This window comes from Acinetobacter sp. RF15B (assembly GCF_007558235.1).
Lineage (GTDB): Bacteria > Pseudomonadota > Gammaproteobacteria > Pseudomonadales > Moraxellaceae > Acinetobacter > Acinetobacter lwoffii_C.
On the sequence record NZ_VLSR01000002.1, the window covers coordinates 25,991 to 44,224 of the forward strand.

The 18,234-nt window shown below is 44.5% G+C and carries 17 protein-coding genes and 1 other RNA gene; 10 read left to right on the top strand and 8 right to left on the bottom strand.

Annotated features, from left to right (window positions below; genetic code table 11):
- Nucleotides 1–54: 54 nt before the first annotated feature.
- The 5 genes from lon to E2K74_RS01580 all read right to left on the bottom strand — a co-directional run bounded on the left by lon (nt 55) and on the right by E2K74_RS01580 (nt 4,614).
- The gene (lon, locus tag E2K74_RS01560) at nt 55–2,481 is read right to left on the bottom strand and encodes an endopeptidase La (RefSeq protein ID WP_151205987.1); all 2,427 of its coding nucleotides are present in this window, start codon (nt 2,479–2,481) and stop codon (nt 55–57) included.
- Between the two features lie 147 nt (nt 2,482–2,628).
- Nucleotides 2,629–3,210: a 5-formyltetrahydrofolate cyclo-ligase gene (locus E2K74_RS01565; protein WP_151206146.1), complete on the bottom strand. Its 582-nt coding sequence runs from the start codon at nt 3,208–3,210 to the stop codon at nt 2,629–2,631.
- A 279-nt stretch (nt 3,211–3,489) separates the two neighbouring features.
- A non-coding RNA gene (gene ssrS / locus E2K74_RS01570) (6S RNA) lies at nt 3,490–3,674 on the bottom strand.
- A 98-nt stretch (nt 3,675–3,772) separates the two neighbouring features.
- Complete coding sequence (locus E2K74_RS01575) at nt 3,773–4,060, bottom strand: cell division protein ZapA (protein WP_151203308.1); 288 nt, start codon at nt 4,058–4,060, stop codon at nt 3,773–3,775.
- A complete protein-coding gene (locus E2K74_RS01580; protein WP_151205988.1) occupies nt 4,057–4,614 on the bottom strand; it encodes a hypothetical protein in 558 nt (185 codons plus the stop codon). Before E2K74_RS01580 ends, E2K74_RS01575 begins: the two co-directional genes overlap by 4 nt.
- A 64-nt stretch (nt 4,615–4,678) precedes the next feature.
- Here E2K74_RS01580 and E2K74_RS01585 point away from each other — a divergent pair, with 64 nt between their 5' ends.
- From E2K74_RS01585 to E2K74_RS01610, 6 genes are all read left to right on the top strand, one after another.
- Nucleotides 4,679–5,311, top strand: coding sequence for a UPF0149 family protein (locus E2K74_RS01585; RefSeq protein WP_151205989.1), 633 nt, complete (start codon nt 4,679–4,681; stop codon nt 5,309–5,311).
- A gap of 148 nt (nt 5,312–5,459) precedes the next feature.
- Entirely contained in the window at nt 5,460–6,794 is a 1,335-nt protein-coding gene (gene pepP, locus E2K74_RS01590) for a Xaa-Pro aminopeptidase (protein ID WP_151205990.1), read from the top strand.
- A gap of 837 nt (nt 6,795–7,631) precedes the next feature.
- Nucleotides 7,632–7,874 carry a DUF378 domain-containing protein gene (locus E2K74_RS01595; protein WP_151203312.1) on the top strand — a complete coding sequence of 81 codons (243 nt, stop codon included), beginning with the start codon at nt 7,632–7,634 and terminating at the stop codon, nt 7,872–7,874.
- An 896-nt stretch (nt 7,875–8,770) separates the two neighbouring features.
- Nucleotides 8,771–9,979 (top strand): 2-octaprenyl-6-methoxyphenyl hydroxylase, encoded by a 1,209-nt coding sequence (gene ubiH / locus E2K74_RS01600; RefSeq protein WP_151205991.1) that lies wholly within the window; start codon nt 8,771–8,773, stop codon nt 9,977–9,979.
- Nucleotides 9,976–11,223: an FAD-dependent monooxygenase gene (locus E2K74_RS01605; RefSeq protein ID WP_151205992.1), complete on the top strand. Its 1,248-nt coding sequence runs from the start codon at nt 9,976–9,978 to the stop codon at nt 11,221–11,223. The genes ubiH and E2K74_RS01605 overlap by 4 nt, the downstream gene beginning before the upstream one ends.
- Before the next feature lie 177 nt (nt 11,224–11,400).
- A complete protein-coding gene (locus tag E2K74_RS01610) occupies nt 11,401–11,652 on the top strand; it encodes a hypothetical protein (protein ID WP_151203315.1) in 252 nt (83 codons plus the stop codon).
- Between the two features lie 65 nt (nt 11,653–11,717).
- On the opposite strand, the gene rsmI is transcribed toward E2K74_RS01610, so the two are convergent.
- A complete protein-coding gene (gene rsmI, locus E2K74_RS01615; protein ID WP_151205993.1) occupies nt 11,718–12,560 on the bottom strand; it encodes a 16S rRNA (cytidine(1402)-2'-O)-methyltransferase in 843 nt (280 codons plus the stop codon).
- Between the two features lie 10 nt (nt 12,561–12,570).
- Between rsmI and E2K74_RS01620 the strand changes: the two genes are divergently transcribed.
- The 4 genes from E2K74_RS01620 to E2K74_RS01635 all read left to right on the top strand — a co-directional run bounded on the left by E2K74_RS01620 (nt 12,571) and on the right by E2K74_RS01635 (nt 15,646).
- Complete coding sequence (locus E2K74_RS01620; RefSeq protein ID WP_151205994.1) at nt 12,571–13,530, top strand: penicillin-binding protein activator; 960 nt, start codon at nt 12,571–12,573, stop codon at nt 13,528–13,530.
- Nucleotides 13,531–13,534: 4 nt separating this feature from the next.
- Nucleotides 13,535–13,954 carry a YraN family protein gene (locus tag E2K74_RS01625; RefSeq protein WP_151205995.1) on the top strand — a complete coding sequence of 140 codons (420 nt, stop codon included), beginning with the start codon at nt 13,535–13,537 and terminating at the stop codon, nt 13,952–13,954.
- Nucleotides 13,955–14,088: 134 nt separating this feature from the next.
- Nucleotides 14,089–14,778: a BON domain-containing protein gene (locus E2K74_RS01630; protein ID WP_151205996.1), complete on the top strand. Its 690-nt coding sequence runs from the start codon at nt 14,089–14,091 to the stop codon at nt 14,776–14,778.
- Nucleotides 14,768–15,646 (top strand): alpha/beta hydrolase, encoded by an 879-nt coding sequence (locus E2K74_RS01635; protein ID WP_151205997.1) that lies wholly within the window; start codon nt 14,768–14,770, stop codon nt 15,644–15,646. Before E2K74_RS01630 ends, E2K74_RS01635 begins: the two co-directional genes overlap by 11 nt.
- A 72-nt stretch (nt 15,647–15,718) precedes the next feature.
- On the opposite strand, the gene nudC is transcribed toward E2K74_RS01635, so the two are convergent.
- Nucleotides 15,719–16,495, bottom strand: coding sequence for an NAD(+) diphosphatase (gene nudC / locus E2K74_RS01640; RefSeq protein ID WP_151205998.1), 777 nt, complete (start codon nt 16,493–16,495; stop codon nt 15,719–15,721).
- Nucleotides 16,495–18,138 (bottom strand): chemotaxis protein, encoded by a 1,644-nt coding sequence (locus E2K74_RS01645; protein WP_151205999.1) that lies wholly within the window; start codon nt 18,136–18,138, stop codon nt 16,495–16,497. The genes nudC and E2K74_RS01645 overlap by 1 nt, the downstream gene beginning before the upstream one ends.
- Nucleotides 18,139–18,234: the final 96 nt, after the last annotated feature.

The window sequence follows — 18,234 nt, forward strand, 5'->3', positions numbered from 1 at the left end:
CCAGATAAAAAATTACCCTGCCAGAGCAGGGTAATTTTTTATAGCATAGCAATCTTAATGACGCGCTGCTTTGGCTTCTTCATTGGCTTTTACAATGGGAGCTTTAACCAGTGCTTTCGGCATATCCATCAAAGCCAGTGGTAAAATTTCATCAATCGATTTCACCGCTTTAATTTCCAGGCCTTCTTTGACATTCTCAGGAATTTCCGCAAGATCGCGTATATTTGCCTGTGGAATGAATACCAGTTTGATACCTCCACGATGTGCCGCAAGCAGCTTTTCTTTCAGGCCACCGATACGCATTGCACGGCCACTCAGGCTGGTTTCACCAGTCATAGCAATGTCTGGGCGGATCGGAATTCCAGTAAACGCAGAGACCAGCGCCGTGGTTAATGCCAGACCAGCAGATGGGCCATCTTTAGGGGTGGCACCTTCCGGTAAATGCACATGTACATCAGTTTCCTCAAAGCGTGAAGCTTCGATACCCAGCTCATCGGCACGGGTACGAACCACAGTCATGGCTGCAGTAATCGACTCTTTCATCACATCGCCAAGAGAACCTGTGGTAATAAACTTCCCTTTACCTTTGACTGCTGCAACTTCAATAGTGAGCAATTCACCACCGACTGAAGTCCAGGCCAAACCATTGACACGGCCGACTTGAGCTTCTTCTTCTGCCATACCATAGTCAAATTTATGCGGACCTAGGTAGTCAGGAAGATTGGCAGCATTTACTTCAACCTGAAGGTTTTTAGCTTTCTTGCTGATGGCTTCTTTCACCACTTTACGTGCAATTTTCGACACTTCACGCTCAAGGTTACGCACACCGGCTTCACGCGTATAGCGGCGTACAATGTCACGAATTGCTTCTTCATGCACGGTAAGTTCTTTGGCGCGTAGACCATTATTTTTAATGGCTTTAGGTACCAGGTAACGGTCTGCGATGTTAACTTTCTCTTCCTCGGTATAACCTGGAAGACGAATCACTTCCATACGGTCCAAGAGGGCCTCAGGAATATTCATGCTATTTGCAGTACAGATGAACATCACTTCAGACAGGTCAAGGTCAAGATCAAGATAGTGATCATTGAACTTGTTATTTTGTGATGGATCAAGTACTTCAAGCATCGCAGATGCTGGATCACCACGGTAATCCTGAGCCATTTTGTCGATCTCGTCGAGCAGGAATAACGGGTTTTTAACCCCAACTTTGGTTAGCGATTGCACGATTTTACCTGGCATCGCACCGATATAAGTACGGCGGTGACCGCGAATCTCAGCTTCATCACGTACACCACCTAAGGCCATACGCACAAACTCACGACCGGTTGCTTTGGCAATCGATTCACCCAGTGAAGTTTTACCGACCCCAGGAGGACCAACCAGACACAGAATCGGGCCACGCAGTTTCTTCACACGGGATTGAACTGCCAGATATTCCACAATACGGTCTTTGACATCATCCAGACCATAGTGATCGGCATCCAGAATTTCCTGCGCTTTGTTCAGGTTAATGCTGACTTTGCTGGCTTTGTTCCACGGTGTATCGAGAATGACTTCCAGGTAGTTACGCACCACAGCCGCTTCACTGGATGCCGGCTGCATGGCTTTGAGTTTGCGGAACTCGGCTTCGGCTTTTTTACGGACATGTTCAGGCAGGTCAGCTTCGGCCAGACGCTTTTCAATTTCCGCAACATCATCTTCTGCACCGCCATTCATATCGGAAAGCTCGCGCTGAATGACCTTCATTTTTTCATTCAGGAAATATTCGCGCTGGTTCTTTTCCATTTGGCGTTTAACCGAGTCATGCAGGGTTTGCTCAATCTGCTGTTCTTCAGATTGCTGCAATAAATAAGTCATCAGCTCGGTTAAGTGTGCTTCAAATTCATCGTGTTCCAGAAATTTCTGTTTTACTTCGATATTTAAGGGTACACGTGTCGCAACAAAAAATAGCAGCTGGAGCAAATCTTCGATTTTATTGGCAGCTGCAATCAGCTCGCGGGCATTGCGCAGTTTAGCTTCAGCATATTGAGCAAAGAGCGCACGCAGTTCTTGCAGACGAAGGGCTTGAGTATCTTCATCTACAGTGACGCTCATTGGACTCAGTTCATGCTCTGCAGTCAAATACTCATTTTCATCAATGATGGTTTTGAGCTTGGCACGATACAGGCCTTCAATCAGGACTTTAATACAGTTTTCATCATTTTCGTGATTCACAACTTGCACAATCTTCGCGACAGTACCGTATTGATATAAGTTGTCGTGATCAATTTCTTCTGTAAGCGAATCTTTTTGCGCAACTACAAATACTAGATTGTCACTGTTACGAGCCACATCAACTGCATTGATCGATTTTTCACGACCGACAAATAGCGCAATTTGCATATGTGGATAAACTACCACGTCACGTAGCGCCAAAAGTGGTAATACACTTGGAACCTGAGGCTCTAAGGTTTCTTGATTCATAATAATTTCAGACATGGGCACTCCTAATGAGTGACAACGGTGTTGCCATGTTTTTAATAGTGATGGGTAATTTAAAAATTACAAGGGTAAACAGGATTAAATTGTATGAAAAATGACTAATTATGTGATTTTAAAGCCTTTAACTCATTGGAAATACATTATTTAACGTTTAAAGCGTCGTAAAAGGGAGGGCGTGATTAAGGCATCAAGTGGCTGATCCCACGTTTCACGTTGCAAAGGCTGATGAATCAGCTGGAAATCATGCGCCAGACCAAGCCGAAAAGGACGGCGAGGAGCAGATGCCAGAGTACGGTCATAATATCCGCCGCCCATTCCAATACGAGTTCCTACGGTATCGCAGGCCAGAAGTGGCATGATCAGCAGCTCCAGTTTTGAAACATGCAGACCACGTGTTGCGATCGGTTCACGCATTCCCAGACGATGATGGGCAAAGCGCTTATTGCGATATTGATGTTTACTGATCTCGACCCAGACCAATTGCTGGTTCATATTACAAATAACTGGCAGATAGACCTGTTTAGCCATTTTAAAGCAGTATTCAATCAGCGCTTGGGTATGAATTTCCCCAAAGGCATGTAAATAAAGCCCGACAGACTTGCTGGCATGAAACTCGGGTAAGGTACGGAGTATATTGAGAACGCGCTGCTGTGCCTGTTTTTGCCGGAAGGAAGAAAGTTGACGGCGTTGTTTACGGAGCTGTTTTCGAAGTTCAAATAGATTCATCGTCGTCATAAGCATAGGGTCTTTAAAATTCGCGATCAGCTTGAGAAGGGCAGCCAGGCTTCGCTATACCGAAGATAAAGAAGCCCTATATATTATAGACATACGGATAGCATTTTAAGAAAGCTTTAAACAACTAAAGCCTTGAGAATGAAATGAATCTATTGATAGTTTTAAGTGGGGCGTGAAAACAGAGCTTTTGAGGCAGATCCGATAAATAAGAAAATTAAAAATGTAATTGGAATTTAAAAAGATAAAAAATGAAATGTATGAAAAATAGTCAAGCACTCCGAAGATGCCGCTGCATGTCATTACCCTTGAACCCTAAAGTTCAAGGTGGACGAGACGCATACTTGCTAGGTTTCCCATACCGGATGGGCATACACTCTAAATATGCAGAACTCAATCCTAAGATTTAAATATCGGCTCAGGGGAATTTGACCCGCTGGCGAACATCTCAGAGTTAAGACTCAGTATAAACTATAATATGAATGAGGCAACTCTATGCTGTTCCTCAACTGTAAACATGCGGATTGAATGCTTGAACTTTAAACAAAAACTTAATTTATTCAGAGAGTTCTTCTACTTCTTCTAAAATAGTTTGTAACAAACGTTCACAATGCGCATATTGCTGCAAGGACTTGTTCATGGTCAGAACTTCCTGCATCAATTCCAGTGCCACCATAATAATCAGCTTGCTCGGCTCCATGCGGGGCGCTTTGCGACGAAACTCATCATATTTTTCATTGAGTAACTGGGCGGCTCGCTCCAGATCCTCGCGTTTATCCGCGGTGGAGGCCAGACGGAAGCTATGTCCCAGTACTCTTAAGTCGATAGCGATTTGCTCACTCATGATGATGCTTCCTCGGTCACTTCAGTCGGATGGGCCAGTTGCTGGATTTCCTGTGCATTCTGGTCTTGTGCAGTTCCCAAAATGGCCAGACGCTGAATAATGACTTCCACTTTCGCCTTTGCACTTTCATTTTTCTGGGTCAGACGCTCAGCTTCCTGATTCAGGCGCTGAATTTCCTGCTGGGCATGACGCTGATCAAGTAATAACTTTTCTTTTACTGCACGTAATTCATTGCGCTCTGCCAGAATTTCCTGAAAACGGTTTTTCAGATCGGTACAGCTTTTCTCCAGACGGCTATAACGATCCGCCAGCGCAGTGGCATCCTGATTTAACTGCTGGAACTGTCCACGTGTTTCAGAGAGCTTTTGGGTTAGACCTTCAATTTCTTGTTGTTTTTGTGTAATAACGCTATTTTTCTGTTCGATTTGATTTTGATGTCGCGCATTAGAAGACTCTTGCTCCTCGCGCAAACTGGTATTCTCATGTTCAAGATGGGCAAGTCGCGTTTTTAAAACGCCAATATGCCCTTGTAGACGCTGTAATTCTTCTAACATATCGAGGTCGCACAGTGTTGCAAACAAAGGTAATATATAAGCAGTATAGAGATTGGATAAACGAATGCAAGACGATATTTCAGGTTGGACGGAATGGTACCGCAATTTTTCTTCAATTGAAGAAATTTCTAGTCCAAGTGAGTTACACGGTCTGTTGACTGGCATTGTTTGCGTGACTCAGGCACCGACCAATGTAGAGTGGTTGCAGATTCTGGAAACGCTGGATGTCCCTGAGCTGAACCCTGAAGCATTAGAATTATTAACCGGCGAAGCTGAAGATGTGTTTCATGCCCTCTCAGAAGATGAACTGGACTATCTGCCTTTATTGCCCGATGATGAACACAGTCTGGCTGAGCGCGTTCAGGCACTGGCTGACTGGTGTGCCGGGGTAGTGCTGGGCTTTGGACTGGCTTCAGGTCATATCCGTAATGATGAAATGGAACTGATTGAACATTTGCAGGATGTGGCAGCAGTTGAATTCGAAGATTCTGATAATGATGCCGAAGGTGAAGAAAGCTACCAGGAACTCTACGAGTTTGTGCGTTTAATTCCGGTCAGCCTGTCCTTAGGTCGCAAGAAAGTCGCTGTGGAAGAAACCCCACTGTTGCAGAAATTTACTCAAAAAGTTCAACCCCAAGCGACGACTACAGAAGCACAATCTGTGGTCGAGATTTTCTCGCCTCAACGCCCGAGTTAATTCCACCAGCTTATAACTTGTCTTGAAAACAGGCAGATGTTTTGCTGGTATTTTTCGTTACTGACAGCAAACAGAACTGCTCTGCTTTCAGGGCAGAAGCTTAATCCATATTTTAATCCTCATATAAATGAATAAGAAGTAAGGTCTCATGAAGAAACTGACTCAAGCCGATTTTCAGGAACGTCGTGACATCCTCGCGGGTGAAATAGGTCTGCGTAGTATTGCCATTATTGCCACCAGCCCGGTGGCCATGCGTAACCGCGATGCAGATTATAAATACCGAGCAGACAGCAGTTTTTTCTATTTAACCGGTTTTGCCGAGCCTGAAGCAGTCGCAGTCATTGAAACCTTTGATACCGCAGAGGAAGGTTATACCTATAGCCTGTTCTGCCGTGAGCGGAACCGTGAAATGGAAATCTGGAATGGTTATCGGGCTGGTGTTGATGGCGCTATTGAAGAGTATGAAGCAGATGAAGCCTATGCAATTGATCTGCTAGATGAAGAAATCTTACTTAAGCTGCAGAACAAGGATAAGTTTTTTTACCGGATTGGGCACAATGCAGACTTTGATGCGCGTGTGGCCAGATGGATCGCAGCTGCCAATGGTGAAAGCCGCCGCGGGACTTCGGCACCGGCGCAGGTCATTCAGCTGGATCGCATTGTGGATGAAATGCGCCTGCATAAAGATCAAAAAGAAATTGAACTGATGCAGATTGCATCTGATATTTCAGCCCAAGCCCATACTCAAGCCATGAAAATGGTGCATCCGGGCATGATGGAATATGCTCTGGAAGCCGAGCTGAATTATATTTTTGGTAAAAACGGTTGTGTGCCTTCTTATAACAGTATTGTGGGTGGAGGCGACAATGCCTGTATCCTGCATTATGTAGAAAATGACAAACCGCTAAAAGCAGGTGATTTGGTCCTGATTGATGCGGCGTGTGAATATGAATTTTATGCCTCGGATATTACCCGTACTTTCCCGGTAAGTGGTACATTTAGCTCTGAGCAAAAAGCGCTTTATAATATTGTACTTGATGCGCAAATTGCCGCAATTAACGCGGTTCAGATCGGTAATTCTTATAAACAGCCACATCATGTCGCAGTACGTATTCTAGTTCAAGGGCTGCTTGATCTTGGCATTATGCAAGGTGATATTGACGATATTATTGAAAAAGAAGCCTATCGCCAGTTCTATATGCATGGTACCGGGCACTGGTTGGGCATGGATGTTCACGATGTGGGTAGCTATAAGCTAGAGGGTGACTGGCGTAACTATGAAGAAGGAATGGTCGTGACCATTGAGCCAGGTCTTTACATCGCACCTGATGATGAAACAGTTGACCCGAAATGGCGGGGTATCGGTATTCGTATTGAAGACGATATTGTAGTGACTAAACATGGTCCGCTGAACTTAACCTCCAAAGTAGTGAAAACAGTGGAAGAAATTGAAGCACTGATGGCTAAAGCACGCGCCGTATAAATCTATTTAAAACAGCCAGTCAGATGACTGGCTGTTTTATTTCAGCACCTATTTTATCTGACAAGAATGCTGAGAATATTGTAGAGAAGCCCAAATACTGACCTAAATTCGGAGCTTTAGGGGACTGGACCAGTGATTGATGACCATCTGGTTGTGATCCTTCCACCTCAGTCTCTTTTAATATCAGCACACTGAGATTTCATTCAAAGCTCCTATTTAGGAGCCATGTAGTGGCTTTTTATTCAGGACGTGGATGACAAGATCATATAAATATGCAGGCCCCCAACACCAAGACATGAGCTGAATTTAAGAAGCGGGATACCTACATTTGAAGGCATGGCTGAAATGGTCGAGCAGGGGGCAGTATCGATATCTTGCCCGACATGATTGCCAATCGCTATCAGAGCAGCTGTCAGTATAGAACGCTTGTTTTAGTGGATGACTGGGCAAAACCTGAGCTGTGTCTTGCTATCTGGTATGACAAACCTTCAGCCCAGCCGTGAAAAATATGTCAAATCCTCTAAAAAATAAACGACATGGTCACTGGTAAAATAATTTTTTAAAGAGAAAAAAGTTCTTTTAATTTTATTTTGTTAAAAGAGATCCCTACTTTGCTCACTCATTTAAAGCCTCCCTAAGAATAAGAAAAATTTTAACTTACGTTTATCTTGTATAAGCAAAACAAAACCAACCTGATTAAAAAATAAACTTTATAAGATGACAGTACTTCAACACAGCCTTGGCCTTTTTAGCATCAATACAACATATTAAATAGAGCTTAGTTTTCATAATTTCCCTGATCCCTGAGTAAATTTAAACAAGAGTAGGAGACAACAAATGAGACTAAATACGATCGACTGGATTGCTTATGCTTTGGCAATTATTGGTGGAATCAACTGGGGTTTGGTGGGTGCATTTAATTTCGATTTAGTTGCTGCAATCTTTGGTGAAATGAGCACGCTGTCTCGAATTATTTATGTTCTGGTGGGTTTGTCAGCCTTATATTTAATCTATACGGGAACGAAATTAGGCAGAACCATACATCACCATCCGGATACTCACTCGAGAGTAATGCGTTAATGCACTGAAGAGCAGAAAGAGATCATTGATATCTGAGTGAGATGGATTTTTAATCTGCTAAGATTGAACTTGAAGCTATTAAATCTTAATAAGTGAAAACGGAGCTCAGGTTCCGTTTTTATGATGGATTAAAAAATCTCTCATTCTTTCCGTAGATATAAAGATGATATTTCATCATTTTAAGCGCTGTTTATTAAACACTTTCAGCCAAAGAAAAACTAAAAGAAATTAACAGCATGAAAAATAAGAGAAGAAAAACCCCGGCATCCTGCCAGGGTTTTTCTTCTGGATTTGTTCGGTATAACTCCTGTCGTACCAGACTGTCCTTGTGCTTATCTCTTATTATTCTTATAGGGAACTTCCTATTCCTGATGAGTTCATCATAGAAGATCTTCTGTATGCTGGATAGCAGTAAAGGACCGCAACTGATGTACGCCGGAGACTACAAAATTGAATAAAGCTTTTTGAAGAGGAATAAGAATTACCATGCTTTCTCCTGACTTTATTCAGGCTGGAATAGATAATTGCTAGAATTTGTTTTTGTTTTAATGGGTTGAGAATGTCGCTCTTGATTTGCAGGGTGGCGGGATCTAGTTCGTCATCAAAACTAGGTGCTATATGTTGTGCATAAGCAAAACTCGATCAACCAAAGGACAGACGCAAAACAGGTTTTTAAAGCACCATTTTAAAGTTTCCAAATTTTAAAGCTTGCCATGAATTCACTCTCAGAACCCCCCCCTGCATGCTGTCCCTTCATCAAGGAAGCCAGCACCTTCAAGAAGTACTGGGTAGGCAAAACCTAATTTATTATAAAAAAGGAAATTTTTGAGCTAATATAAAATCTATCATGATTATAAGTATCTGTTATGTAGATACGATATTGAAAGGATTAGAGCATGCAACAAGAAGTCATCATTGTCGGTGGTGGTATGGTCGGCTTAAGCCTCGCACTGATGTTGGCGAAAACCAATATTGCAGTCAAACTCTTGGAAGCGATCAAATATCCGGATTATGATGATGTAAGTCTTGCTCCCTATCACTCCGGTTTTGATGCCCGTAACAGTGCCTTGTCGCGCCGTAGTGTGCAGATTTATCAGGAGTTGGGACTTTGGGAGGCTTTACAGGAACATGCCACTCCAATTCTTGAAGTCAATATTACCGAACAGGGCAGCTTTGGTAAGGCACGGTTGGTTGCAGAACAGGAAAAAGTAGAAAGCTTTGGTCAGGTGATTGAAAATGCCTGGCTCGGCCGGGTACTCCTTGCTGAAGTTAAAAAAAATCCACTGATTGAACTGATTGATGGTGTTCAGGTTACATCACTGACCCAAGATGCCGACTTTGCTTATATTGAAGCGCAGCGCGGTGAATCTGTACTGAGCTTGCAATCCAAACTGCTCATCGCAGCAGACGGACGGGATTCTTTCTGCCGTAAAGCTCTCGGGGTCGGTGCATCCGAACATGATTATGATCAGGTTGCAATTGTAACGACTGTACAAACTTCTAAACCGCATCATCAGGTAGGTTTTGAGCGTTTTAGCCATTTAGGGCCATTGGCCTTGTTGCCGCTACCGGGAGAATATCGCCGCTCTGTGGTCTGGCCTGTAAAAAAGGGTACAGAAGGAGAATGGCTGGGTGAGGAAAATGATCAGCACTTCCTGAATGCCTTGCAGCAAACCTATGGTGATCGGGCAGGTAAATTCCAGAAAACCGGTAAACGTTTTAGCTTTCCCTTATCTCAAGTTCTGGCAGAAAAGCAGGCCATTGGCCGTGTGGTGTTAATGGGAAATGCGGCACATACCATCCATCCGGTTGCCGGGCAGGGTTTTAACCTGTGTATGCGCGATGCCTATGTACTGCTGCGCTATCTCAAAGAACAGCAGGCACAAGGGGCAGACTTGGGCGATGCAGCGGTATTGCAGGATTATGAAAAATCCCGTCTGAATGATCAGCAGCGTGTGATTAAGTTCTGTGACTCTGTGGTGCGTGGCTTTAGTAACCAGAATCCATTTTTAAAGCTGGTCCGTAATACCGGACTCATTGCTTTTGATACTATTCCAGGCATCAAGCCACTCGTTGCAAATTATGCCATGGGGTTAAAAGCATGAGCTTAAATCAAACTAACGAAATATTAGACGTTGTCATTATTGGTGGTGGATTGGTAGGTGGCCTGACTGCCTTGCTGCTGGCTCAAGGCGATGTACAGGCCACTGTGCTTGATGCTGCACCTATCCTGAATGAAGCAAAAACTTTGAGTGTGGCTAATCCGCGTGTCCTTGCTCTAAGTCAGGCAACCATTCACCTATTAAAAACGGTGGGTGTCTGGGAAAATCTGGCACGGCAGCAACCTTATACTGGCATGCAGGTCTGGAATAAAAATGGCTATGGCGAAATTAATTTTGGCCAGCCTTCAGAAAAAACACCATCGGTAGAGCAGGCTTTAGGTTCGATGGTGGAACCAAGCATTCTGAATCTGGCCATTCAGCAAAAGATACTGCAGGATGTGCAGGACTATCGCACGCAGGTCAAAGTTAGCCGGATCGAACGTGGTGTTGGCGTTTGGTTGATTCATCTGGCGGATGGGACTCAGCTAAAAACCAAATTGGTGATCGGTGCAGATGGCGCGAATTCCTTTGTGCGGGAACAGGCCTTTATCGATCTGGATGTACTGGATTATAAACAGGCGGGGATTAGCTGTGCGATTAAAACGGCTCAGCCGCATCAGCATGTGGCCCGCCAGATTTTCCTTGAAACCGGTCCTCTGGCCTATTTGCCGATGGCCAGCCTGAAAGCTGAGGAACAGGGGCACTGGCAATCGATTGTCTGGACATTGCCGGACGATTATGCCGATGAATATGCCGCACTATCAGATGCCGAGTTTAGGCAGCTTCTGACGCGTGAAAGTTATCATATGCTGGGTGAAGTGCTGGAAGCGACACCGCGTGCCAAATTTCCGCTCAAGGCGCGTGCTGCACAGCAGTATGTACAGGATGGATTGGCGCTAATTGGAGATGCCGCACATGTGATTCATCCGCTGGCGGGACAAGGGGTAAATATTGGCTGTCTGGATGCAGCGGTGCTATGTGATGTGTTGTTGCATGATAGAGCACGTGGCGTTTGGGCGCATGAGCAGACCTTGAAGCGTTATGAACATCGCCGTAAGGGACAAAATGATGCCATGATGCATAGCATGTCTTTAATTGGCTGGATGGAAACCGCCCAGCTCTTTCCGGTGGTGTGGGCACATAATTTTGCTCTGAAACAGGTGGAGCAGCAACCCCTGTTAAAAGATGCGTTTATGGCTCAGGCCAATGGTTTGAGTCTGCTGAAAGCTACCCGTTACTCCGCCTAGATCATGAATGTAAATTTTTTAAACAAACACTCATAAAGAGTAACTATTTTGTTTAAAAAAAATACGATTTTTTAATAGGAAGTACTAGGCGAAACCCACAGAGATTGCTAAATTTCAGGTAATTTCAAACCGAGCTTGAAATGCCCAAAACCAGCAGTCATTTGTGGGGAGACTAAAATGACAGATATAAATGATTATGATGATGTAGAAGATCCTGTTGTCGACGATGAAGAAGCACAGGCAGCTGAAAAAGGTGCAGTCAGCAGCGATGAAGCTGTAAATGATAGTGATGTAGTCGAAGCGGAAACTCTGACGATTACTGCCAAACAAAAGCAGCGTCAGGCTCTGGAAGATGAAATAGCGGCTTTCCTGGCCAAAGGTGGTCGTATTACTGAAGTTCCAGCGGATGAATCCGTTGCCAGAGAATAATAGCTGCCAGGTTTAAGCCCAGAAAAAACACCACCTTGCTTGTGGTGTTTTTTTTGAAGAATGCATTAGCCATTTGCAGCAGTCAGTTCTAATGCGCGCTGATAGGCGATTTTTTTCTTGATGCCAGTGAGATCAGCAGCCAGTTGGGAGGCGGCTTTGACCGAGAGATCCTGTAACAAGCGCAGTAAAAGTTTGTCCAGTTTTTCCTGATCCAGATCTTTTTCTACCGTTGCACCACCGACCACCAGCACAATTTCACCTTTTTGCTGATTATGATCCTGAGCAATAAATTCCACCAGTTCAGCCAAGGTCATTTTTTTGATGGTTTCAAAAGTCTTTGTAATTTCACGGGCAAAGCCGACAGGGCGCTCTGCACCAAAAACCTGAGCCAAATCTTTGACACATTCTAGAATCCGATGCGGCGCTTCGTAAAAAATCAGGGTCTGGCTTTCATCTTTGAGTTTTTCCAGAGTTAACAGACGCTGGCTTTGTTTTGAAGGCAAAAAGCCTTCAAAGCTAAAACGGTCACTAGGCAGACCTGCAGCACTTAGGGCGGCAATTGCTGCACAGGCACCCGGTACCGGAACCACCCGAATATTGTGTTCTTGTGCTGCACGGACAAACTTGAAGCCCGGGTCACTGATCAGGGGAGTACCGGCATCACTGATCAGTGCCATATCTTCACCCATGAGCAGCCGTGCAATCAGCTGTTCAATCTTGTTGCTTTCGTTGTGTTCATGGCAGGCCGTCAGCGGTGTTTGAATATTAAAATGTTTAAGTAATTGTGCAGAAGTTCGTGTATCCTCAGCGGCAATAAGACTCACCGATTTTAAAACTTGAATTGCACGATAACTAATATCATCTAAGTGCCCGATTGGAGTCGCAACAACAAATAACTGAGCACTCATAGGTTTCTCCATGTGGAATAAAATGAATAATAAAAAATGGAAGATTAAAAATAAAATATTGTGCTTAAGCCTGCTGCTCTGCTGTAGCAGTGTACAGGCGGAAGTGCTGATCATTCTACCTGAATCTGGCCCTTTGGCGCGAGCTGCATCCAGTATCAAACAGGGTTTTCTAAGTGCCTATCAGGTTTCCGGGCAGAAAGTCCCGCTAAGATGGGTTAATTCTGACCAGAAGAAAATCCCTCAACTATTGAAACAGCATGTCAATAAAAAGACCCAGCTGGTGATTGGCCCACTGGCCCGTCAGGATGTTGAGCAATTGATTCAAAGCAGGCCCGGAATACGCACCTTAAGCTTAAATGAAGCGACGTCAAAGACCGCCAAGGTCTGGCAATTCAGTCTGTCGAAAAGAGATGATGCAGCTGCCTTAAAACAGCAAATCTTTCAAGACGGCATCCAGCAGCTTCTGGTGCTGCGCCAGCCAGGACATGAAACGGAACATGAACTTGTACTGATGTCACTGCTGAGCCAGAGCAATTTACAATTACACCTGGTTGAGAAACCGCCCTTTTTCTTGAAACATAAACAAGGCATATTATTACTTGGTAATGCAGACTGGCTGGCTACTTTGCGGGGCTTGGGACATAAACGTATCTATACGGTCGCCCATGCAATTAATGAACAGCATTCACCGCCACGGGGCATCAAGTTTTGTGATGTGCCCGTACTTTATTTTGGTCACTGGCCCGACGTTCATCAGGCCTATCATCAGAACCCGGTAGATATGACCTATCAGCGGCTGATTGCCTTTGGGGGCGATGCCTGGCAAATTGCCCAATATTATCTTGCCAATAAAAAACTGAAACAGATTGAGTTTTATGGTCGTACCGGCCTGATTCAGCTATCCGAGCAGGGTGTACAGCGTACACCCTCCTGTTTTCAGCAAACTGCCCATGGCCTGAAGGTATTGTAAAAGGATGAGCAGACAAAAACAGTTGGGACTATGGGCCGAACAGCAGGCGGCCCACCTGATGGGGGAGCAAGGTTTTCAGTTATTGGCCCAGAACTATCATAGTCGTTATGGTGAACTGGATCTGGTCATGCAGCGTGGGCTAGAGCTGGTTTTTGTAGAGGTAAAGGCCCGGGCCAGAACCCGTTATGCCCCAGCGATTGAATCTATTTCTTACACAAAGCAAAGAAAAATCTTACAGACAGCCCTATGTTTTATTCAGCAATCTCCACAATTTATTCATCATGATTATCGTTTCGATGTAATTTGTTTTGATTTTAATCAGTATTTTGCAAAAACCATACAGCATGACTTTTCACTATACCCGTATGATTTGCAATGGATTGAAAATGCTTTTACTTTTGATCAAGAGTTTATTAATCTTTGAACAAAATAAGTCCAGATATGCTTATATTTCCTGCAGGAACAGGCTAAAGTCCCCTATAGTGGAATTTATCTGAACTTAAAAACAGACGATTAAATTAAGATAAAGACTGTAAAAAATTGAAGGAGTCTTGCTGAGTGGTTAAGCGTATTGCAATAACAATGCTGTGTGTCGCAAGTTTATCGGGTTGTGCCAGCTTTATTTCCAGTGGTACAGGTACGGCTCCTGTAGGTACTGAAAGTGGTGTACGAACGTTGGGACAGGTGTTTATTGATTCTTCTATTGTGCGTACTGCAAAAATTAATCTTTATAAACTGGATTCGCGTTTTAAACAGGCGCGGGTCAATATTGAAAGTTTCCATGGCAACGTGCTGTTGACGGGGCAGGTGCCTGATGCGCATCTTAAGCAGCTGGCAGAAGATAATGTCAAGTCGATGAGCGATGTGAAAGCCGTCCATAACTTTATTACAGTAGGAAACCAGATCAGCTATAACACCATCATGCAGGATACGGCAGTGACCGCCAATACCCGCGGCCTGATTATGAAAGCACCGGTGGTGTCAGACAGTAAGCTGCATATCCATACCGAAGATGGCATATTGTATGTGATGGGGCGCTTAAACAATGCGGAAATTAATGACCTGAATCAGGTGCTACAACAGGTAGGTAATGTCACAAAAATTGTCACTTTGATTGATAATATCGAACAGAATTCAACGCTAAACGGGCAGGATTTTGCGGCACCGGCTTCCTATGCGCAACCTGGCCTGGAACAGACACCAGTTGCCATTGACCCTGATGCGATTGAGCCAACCGATGCTCCATAAGGTTGAGCATTTAAGAACGCAACTGTCAAATCAGTTACTGGAAGTCCAGCAACGCTATAAAGATTTGCGAGTATATGACGTTGGCAGTTATGCGTTGAATCGTTTAACCCCCCGACAGGGTTATAGTTTTGAACACCAGCTGGCTTACGGACTGAAAGCTCGGCAGCGCTTTGACTTGTTCCGCAGTCATCAGCCTTTATCCCATCGGCCGCTGATTGTATTTGTACATGGCGGTGCATGGCTGCATGGGGACAAAAAGGATTATCGCTTCATTGGGGAAGCTTTCGCCAAAGAAGGCTATGATGTCGTCGTTATGAATTATCATCTGGCGCCTGAACATATTTTCCCGATGTATATTAATGACCTGCATTTGTTGCTTAATCATTTACAGCAGGCAGAAACGCAGTTAAACATTTCTACAGAAAATCTGGTCTTGATGGGGCATTCTGCCGGGGCATTTAATGTAATGTCGGCTTTATATCATCCACAAAAGGCAATGATTCAGCGCGAGAATATCCGAGCTATCATTGGACTAGCCGGGCCTTACCATTTCGATTATAAAAATGACCCGATCTGTGCCGATGCCTTTGATCAGTCGATTCCCTATCAGCAGGTGATGCCTTATTATTTTGTAGAAAACAGCTCGACCAGGCATTATCTGTTTATGGCGGAAAGAGACACTATTGTTGGCCATTTCAATAGTCAGGACTTGAGTCAGGTCCTGAAAGATCATGGTAATCATTGTGAATTGGTGACAATTCCAAAGCTTGGACATATTACCCTGATTGGTTCATTATCCAGTTTGTTTAGCCGCTTCTTTGAAACCAAGCCGCGTGTAATGTGGGCGCTTGAGGATGCTTTTAGATAAAGAGCTATCTGTGTAATTCAAACGCTTAGCAATAAAAAGCCCGGTTTAAACCGGGCTTTTTGATTAAATCTTTTAGAGCCAAGCCCGGGTGTCATCAGCCACCGGGAGACCTTGGGTCACATGTATGATCATGGCGTGGGCAATACTGCCTTTAAATGGAATCTCGGGCAGCTGGTCAAATTTGAAGAATTGCGCATCACTGATTTCCTCTTCCTGCAACTGTAACTCACCTCCTGCATATTCTGCTTTAAAGGCAATCATCAGGTTGCTGGGGAAAGGCCAGGGCTGGCTGGCCAGATACTGGATGTTTGTCAGTTCCAAGCCTACTTCTTCAAAAGTTTCACGACGGACTGCTTCTTCAAGGGTTTCTCCGACCTCTACAAAGCCAGCAATCAGGCCATACATTTGACTGTTTTTATTGCGTGCATTTTTGGCCAGCAGTATTTCATTCTCACCTCGGGTAATAACCGTAATGACACAAGGCTGAACCCGGGGGTATTGACGATAATGACAAGCAGGACAGACCATGGCATGTTCTGTGGCATGAGCTTCAGTCGCTGTGCCGCAGTGACTGCAGAATTTGTGGTTACGGCGCCATTCCAATAATTGCACGGCGCGGCTGGCCTGTTCAAATTGCTGGGCATTCCAGAATTGTAACAGCTGACGGATGGGCACCAGTTGCAGGCCGTCAGGGATCGGCTCTTGCGGAAGCAGGTCACGGGCAATTACCTGATCATCCGTGTTCAGTAGCAAATCACCTGCGAGTGCTTCAACTCGCGGAAGTTGAAAGTGTTGATCGACCAGTAACTGTTGCTGCTGGAAAATATAAGCCAGTGATAATTTAGACATTAGGCAACGCTTTTCAGTTTTTCACTACTGTCTAATGCTATCTTAAACATGGACTGTAATACAGGCTGTTTATTCTTTAAGTTATTAATCATCATATCCGCGCTTGCCAGTGCATCCAGTGCATGGTGCACTTCCTCTGGACTGAGAGCCGTTGACAGTTCAAAGCGCCTCTTGATAAAGGCCGCTGTGGTCACAAAGGCTGTACGAACCTGTTCAGCATTCAGGAACATCATCGCCCCGCCAATTTCAATCAACTGTGCTGGTACAGCTTCGAGTGCGGCCAGATCCTGCTCTTGCAGATAATTGCTCAGAGTCTGGCTAGACAGTTCGATGATTGCCTGGGTTTCATTCAATAGGGCGGTATGAGCTTCATCCAGACGGTCGAGTGAAACATTCATATTATTCACCCGCAGCTGTAGACGGCTCGAAGTATGATGACGTTCCAGCACTCCAATCGAGTTCATGGCTGACAGAATGACATTCATCAGTTGCTGGGCAAAGTTTTCATCTTTGAGAATATCCGCCTGACTCAATGACGCGGCTTGCTGGGTCAGGTCATTGTAGGCTTCATTCAGGTTCAGTACCTTGAAAATATTGGCCAGATTATTCAACTGAAGCTGAAGTTCCTGCGTTTTTTCAGGACTCATGTTCTGATAGTTGTATTCAATCTCATTACGAATCTGTGCCATTTCTGTGGTCACCAGTTCACTGATCGTCTGCATGGTTTCAAAGTCAGGCCCATAGAGATGACGGCTGAATACCTGCAATTGCGTATCAGTGAGCAGCTCATCGCCAATATTGAGCTGGTTACGGATATGTTGTGAGATAGGATCTTCCTGACTGATGCAAAGGCTAATTACATTGGCCAGATCGCGCATGGAGGCCTTAAAGCTTTGCGGTGTATTAAAGTACTGCGCCATATTGCGTTCGATGCTGATCAGGGTGCGCAAACGCGGTTCATTAATCAGCAAGTGCTCAATATTGTTAAAAGCCACATGGACCAGATGCCAGTATTGCTTACTCGGATGATTGATGGACAGACCTGCCAGATAGGTACCGACCAGTTTGATTGCCTGCAAATCCATCTCGCTTTCTTCCTGTTTTAGCAGCTTGTTTAGAGACAGCTTGTACAGGCGTTGTACATAGTTGGATTTTTCCAGACCTGGCGCTTGCGGTAACTGGAAGTCCGGGGTAATCAGATCCAGTAGAGGTTCAATATGCTGACCTTCGGTAGTTAGCGGTTTGCCCAGCGCAATTTCCAGACGGTTCAGGGTATCCAGCAGGAACTGTGGAATCTTCACTTCACGCAGACAGATAAATTCGATATAGCGTTTCAGCATGGTGGTGCCTTCACTCAACGCGATCACGTCCTGAGTATTTACCTGGGCCGGATTTTCTATAATCTTGCGCATAAGTTCTGCTGAATATTGAGCAATTTTTGCCAGACTTTGCATATCAATCAGAGCCAGAACCTGCGCACACTGTTCAAACTGATTTAATGCATCATCAATACCAAAAGGTAAGGCCTGATCTTCTACCAAGGTGCTTACTGCTGATTCGACTAACTTGATCGAGTTATCAACCTCATTTTTTATTATCAGTAATGCTGTTGGATCAAAATGTATAGAGGTTTGGTAAGACATGGATCTGCACCTTTCCTGAAGTATTATCTATATATGCGTCCCGTTTTATTAGACGGGACTGTTTGTAATTACTATAACTGAAGAACTGTATTTTTA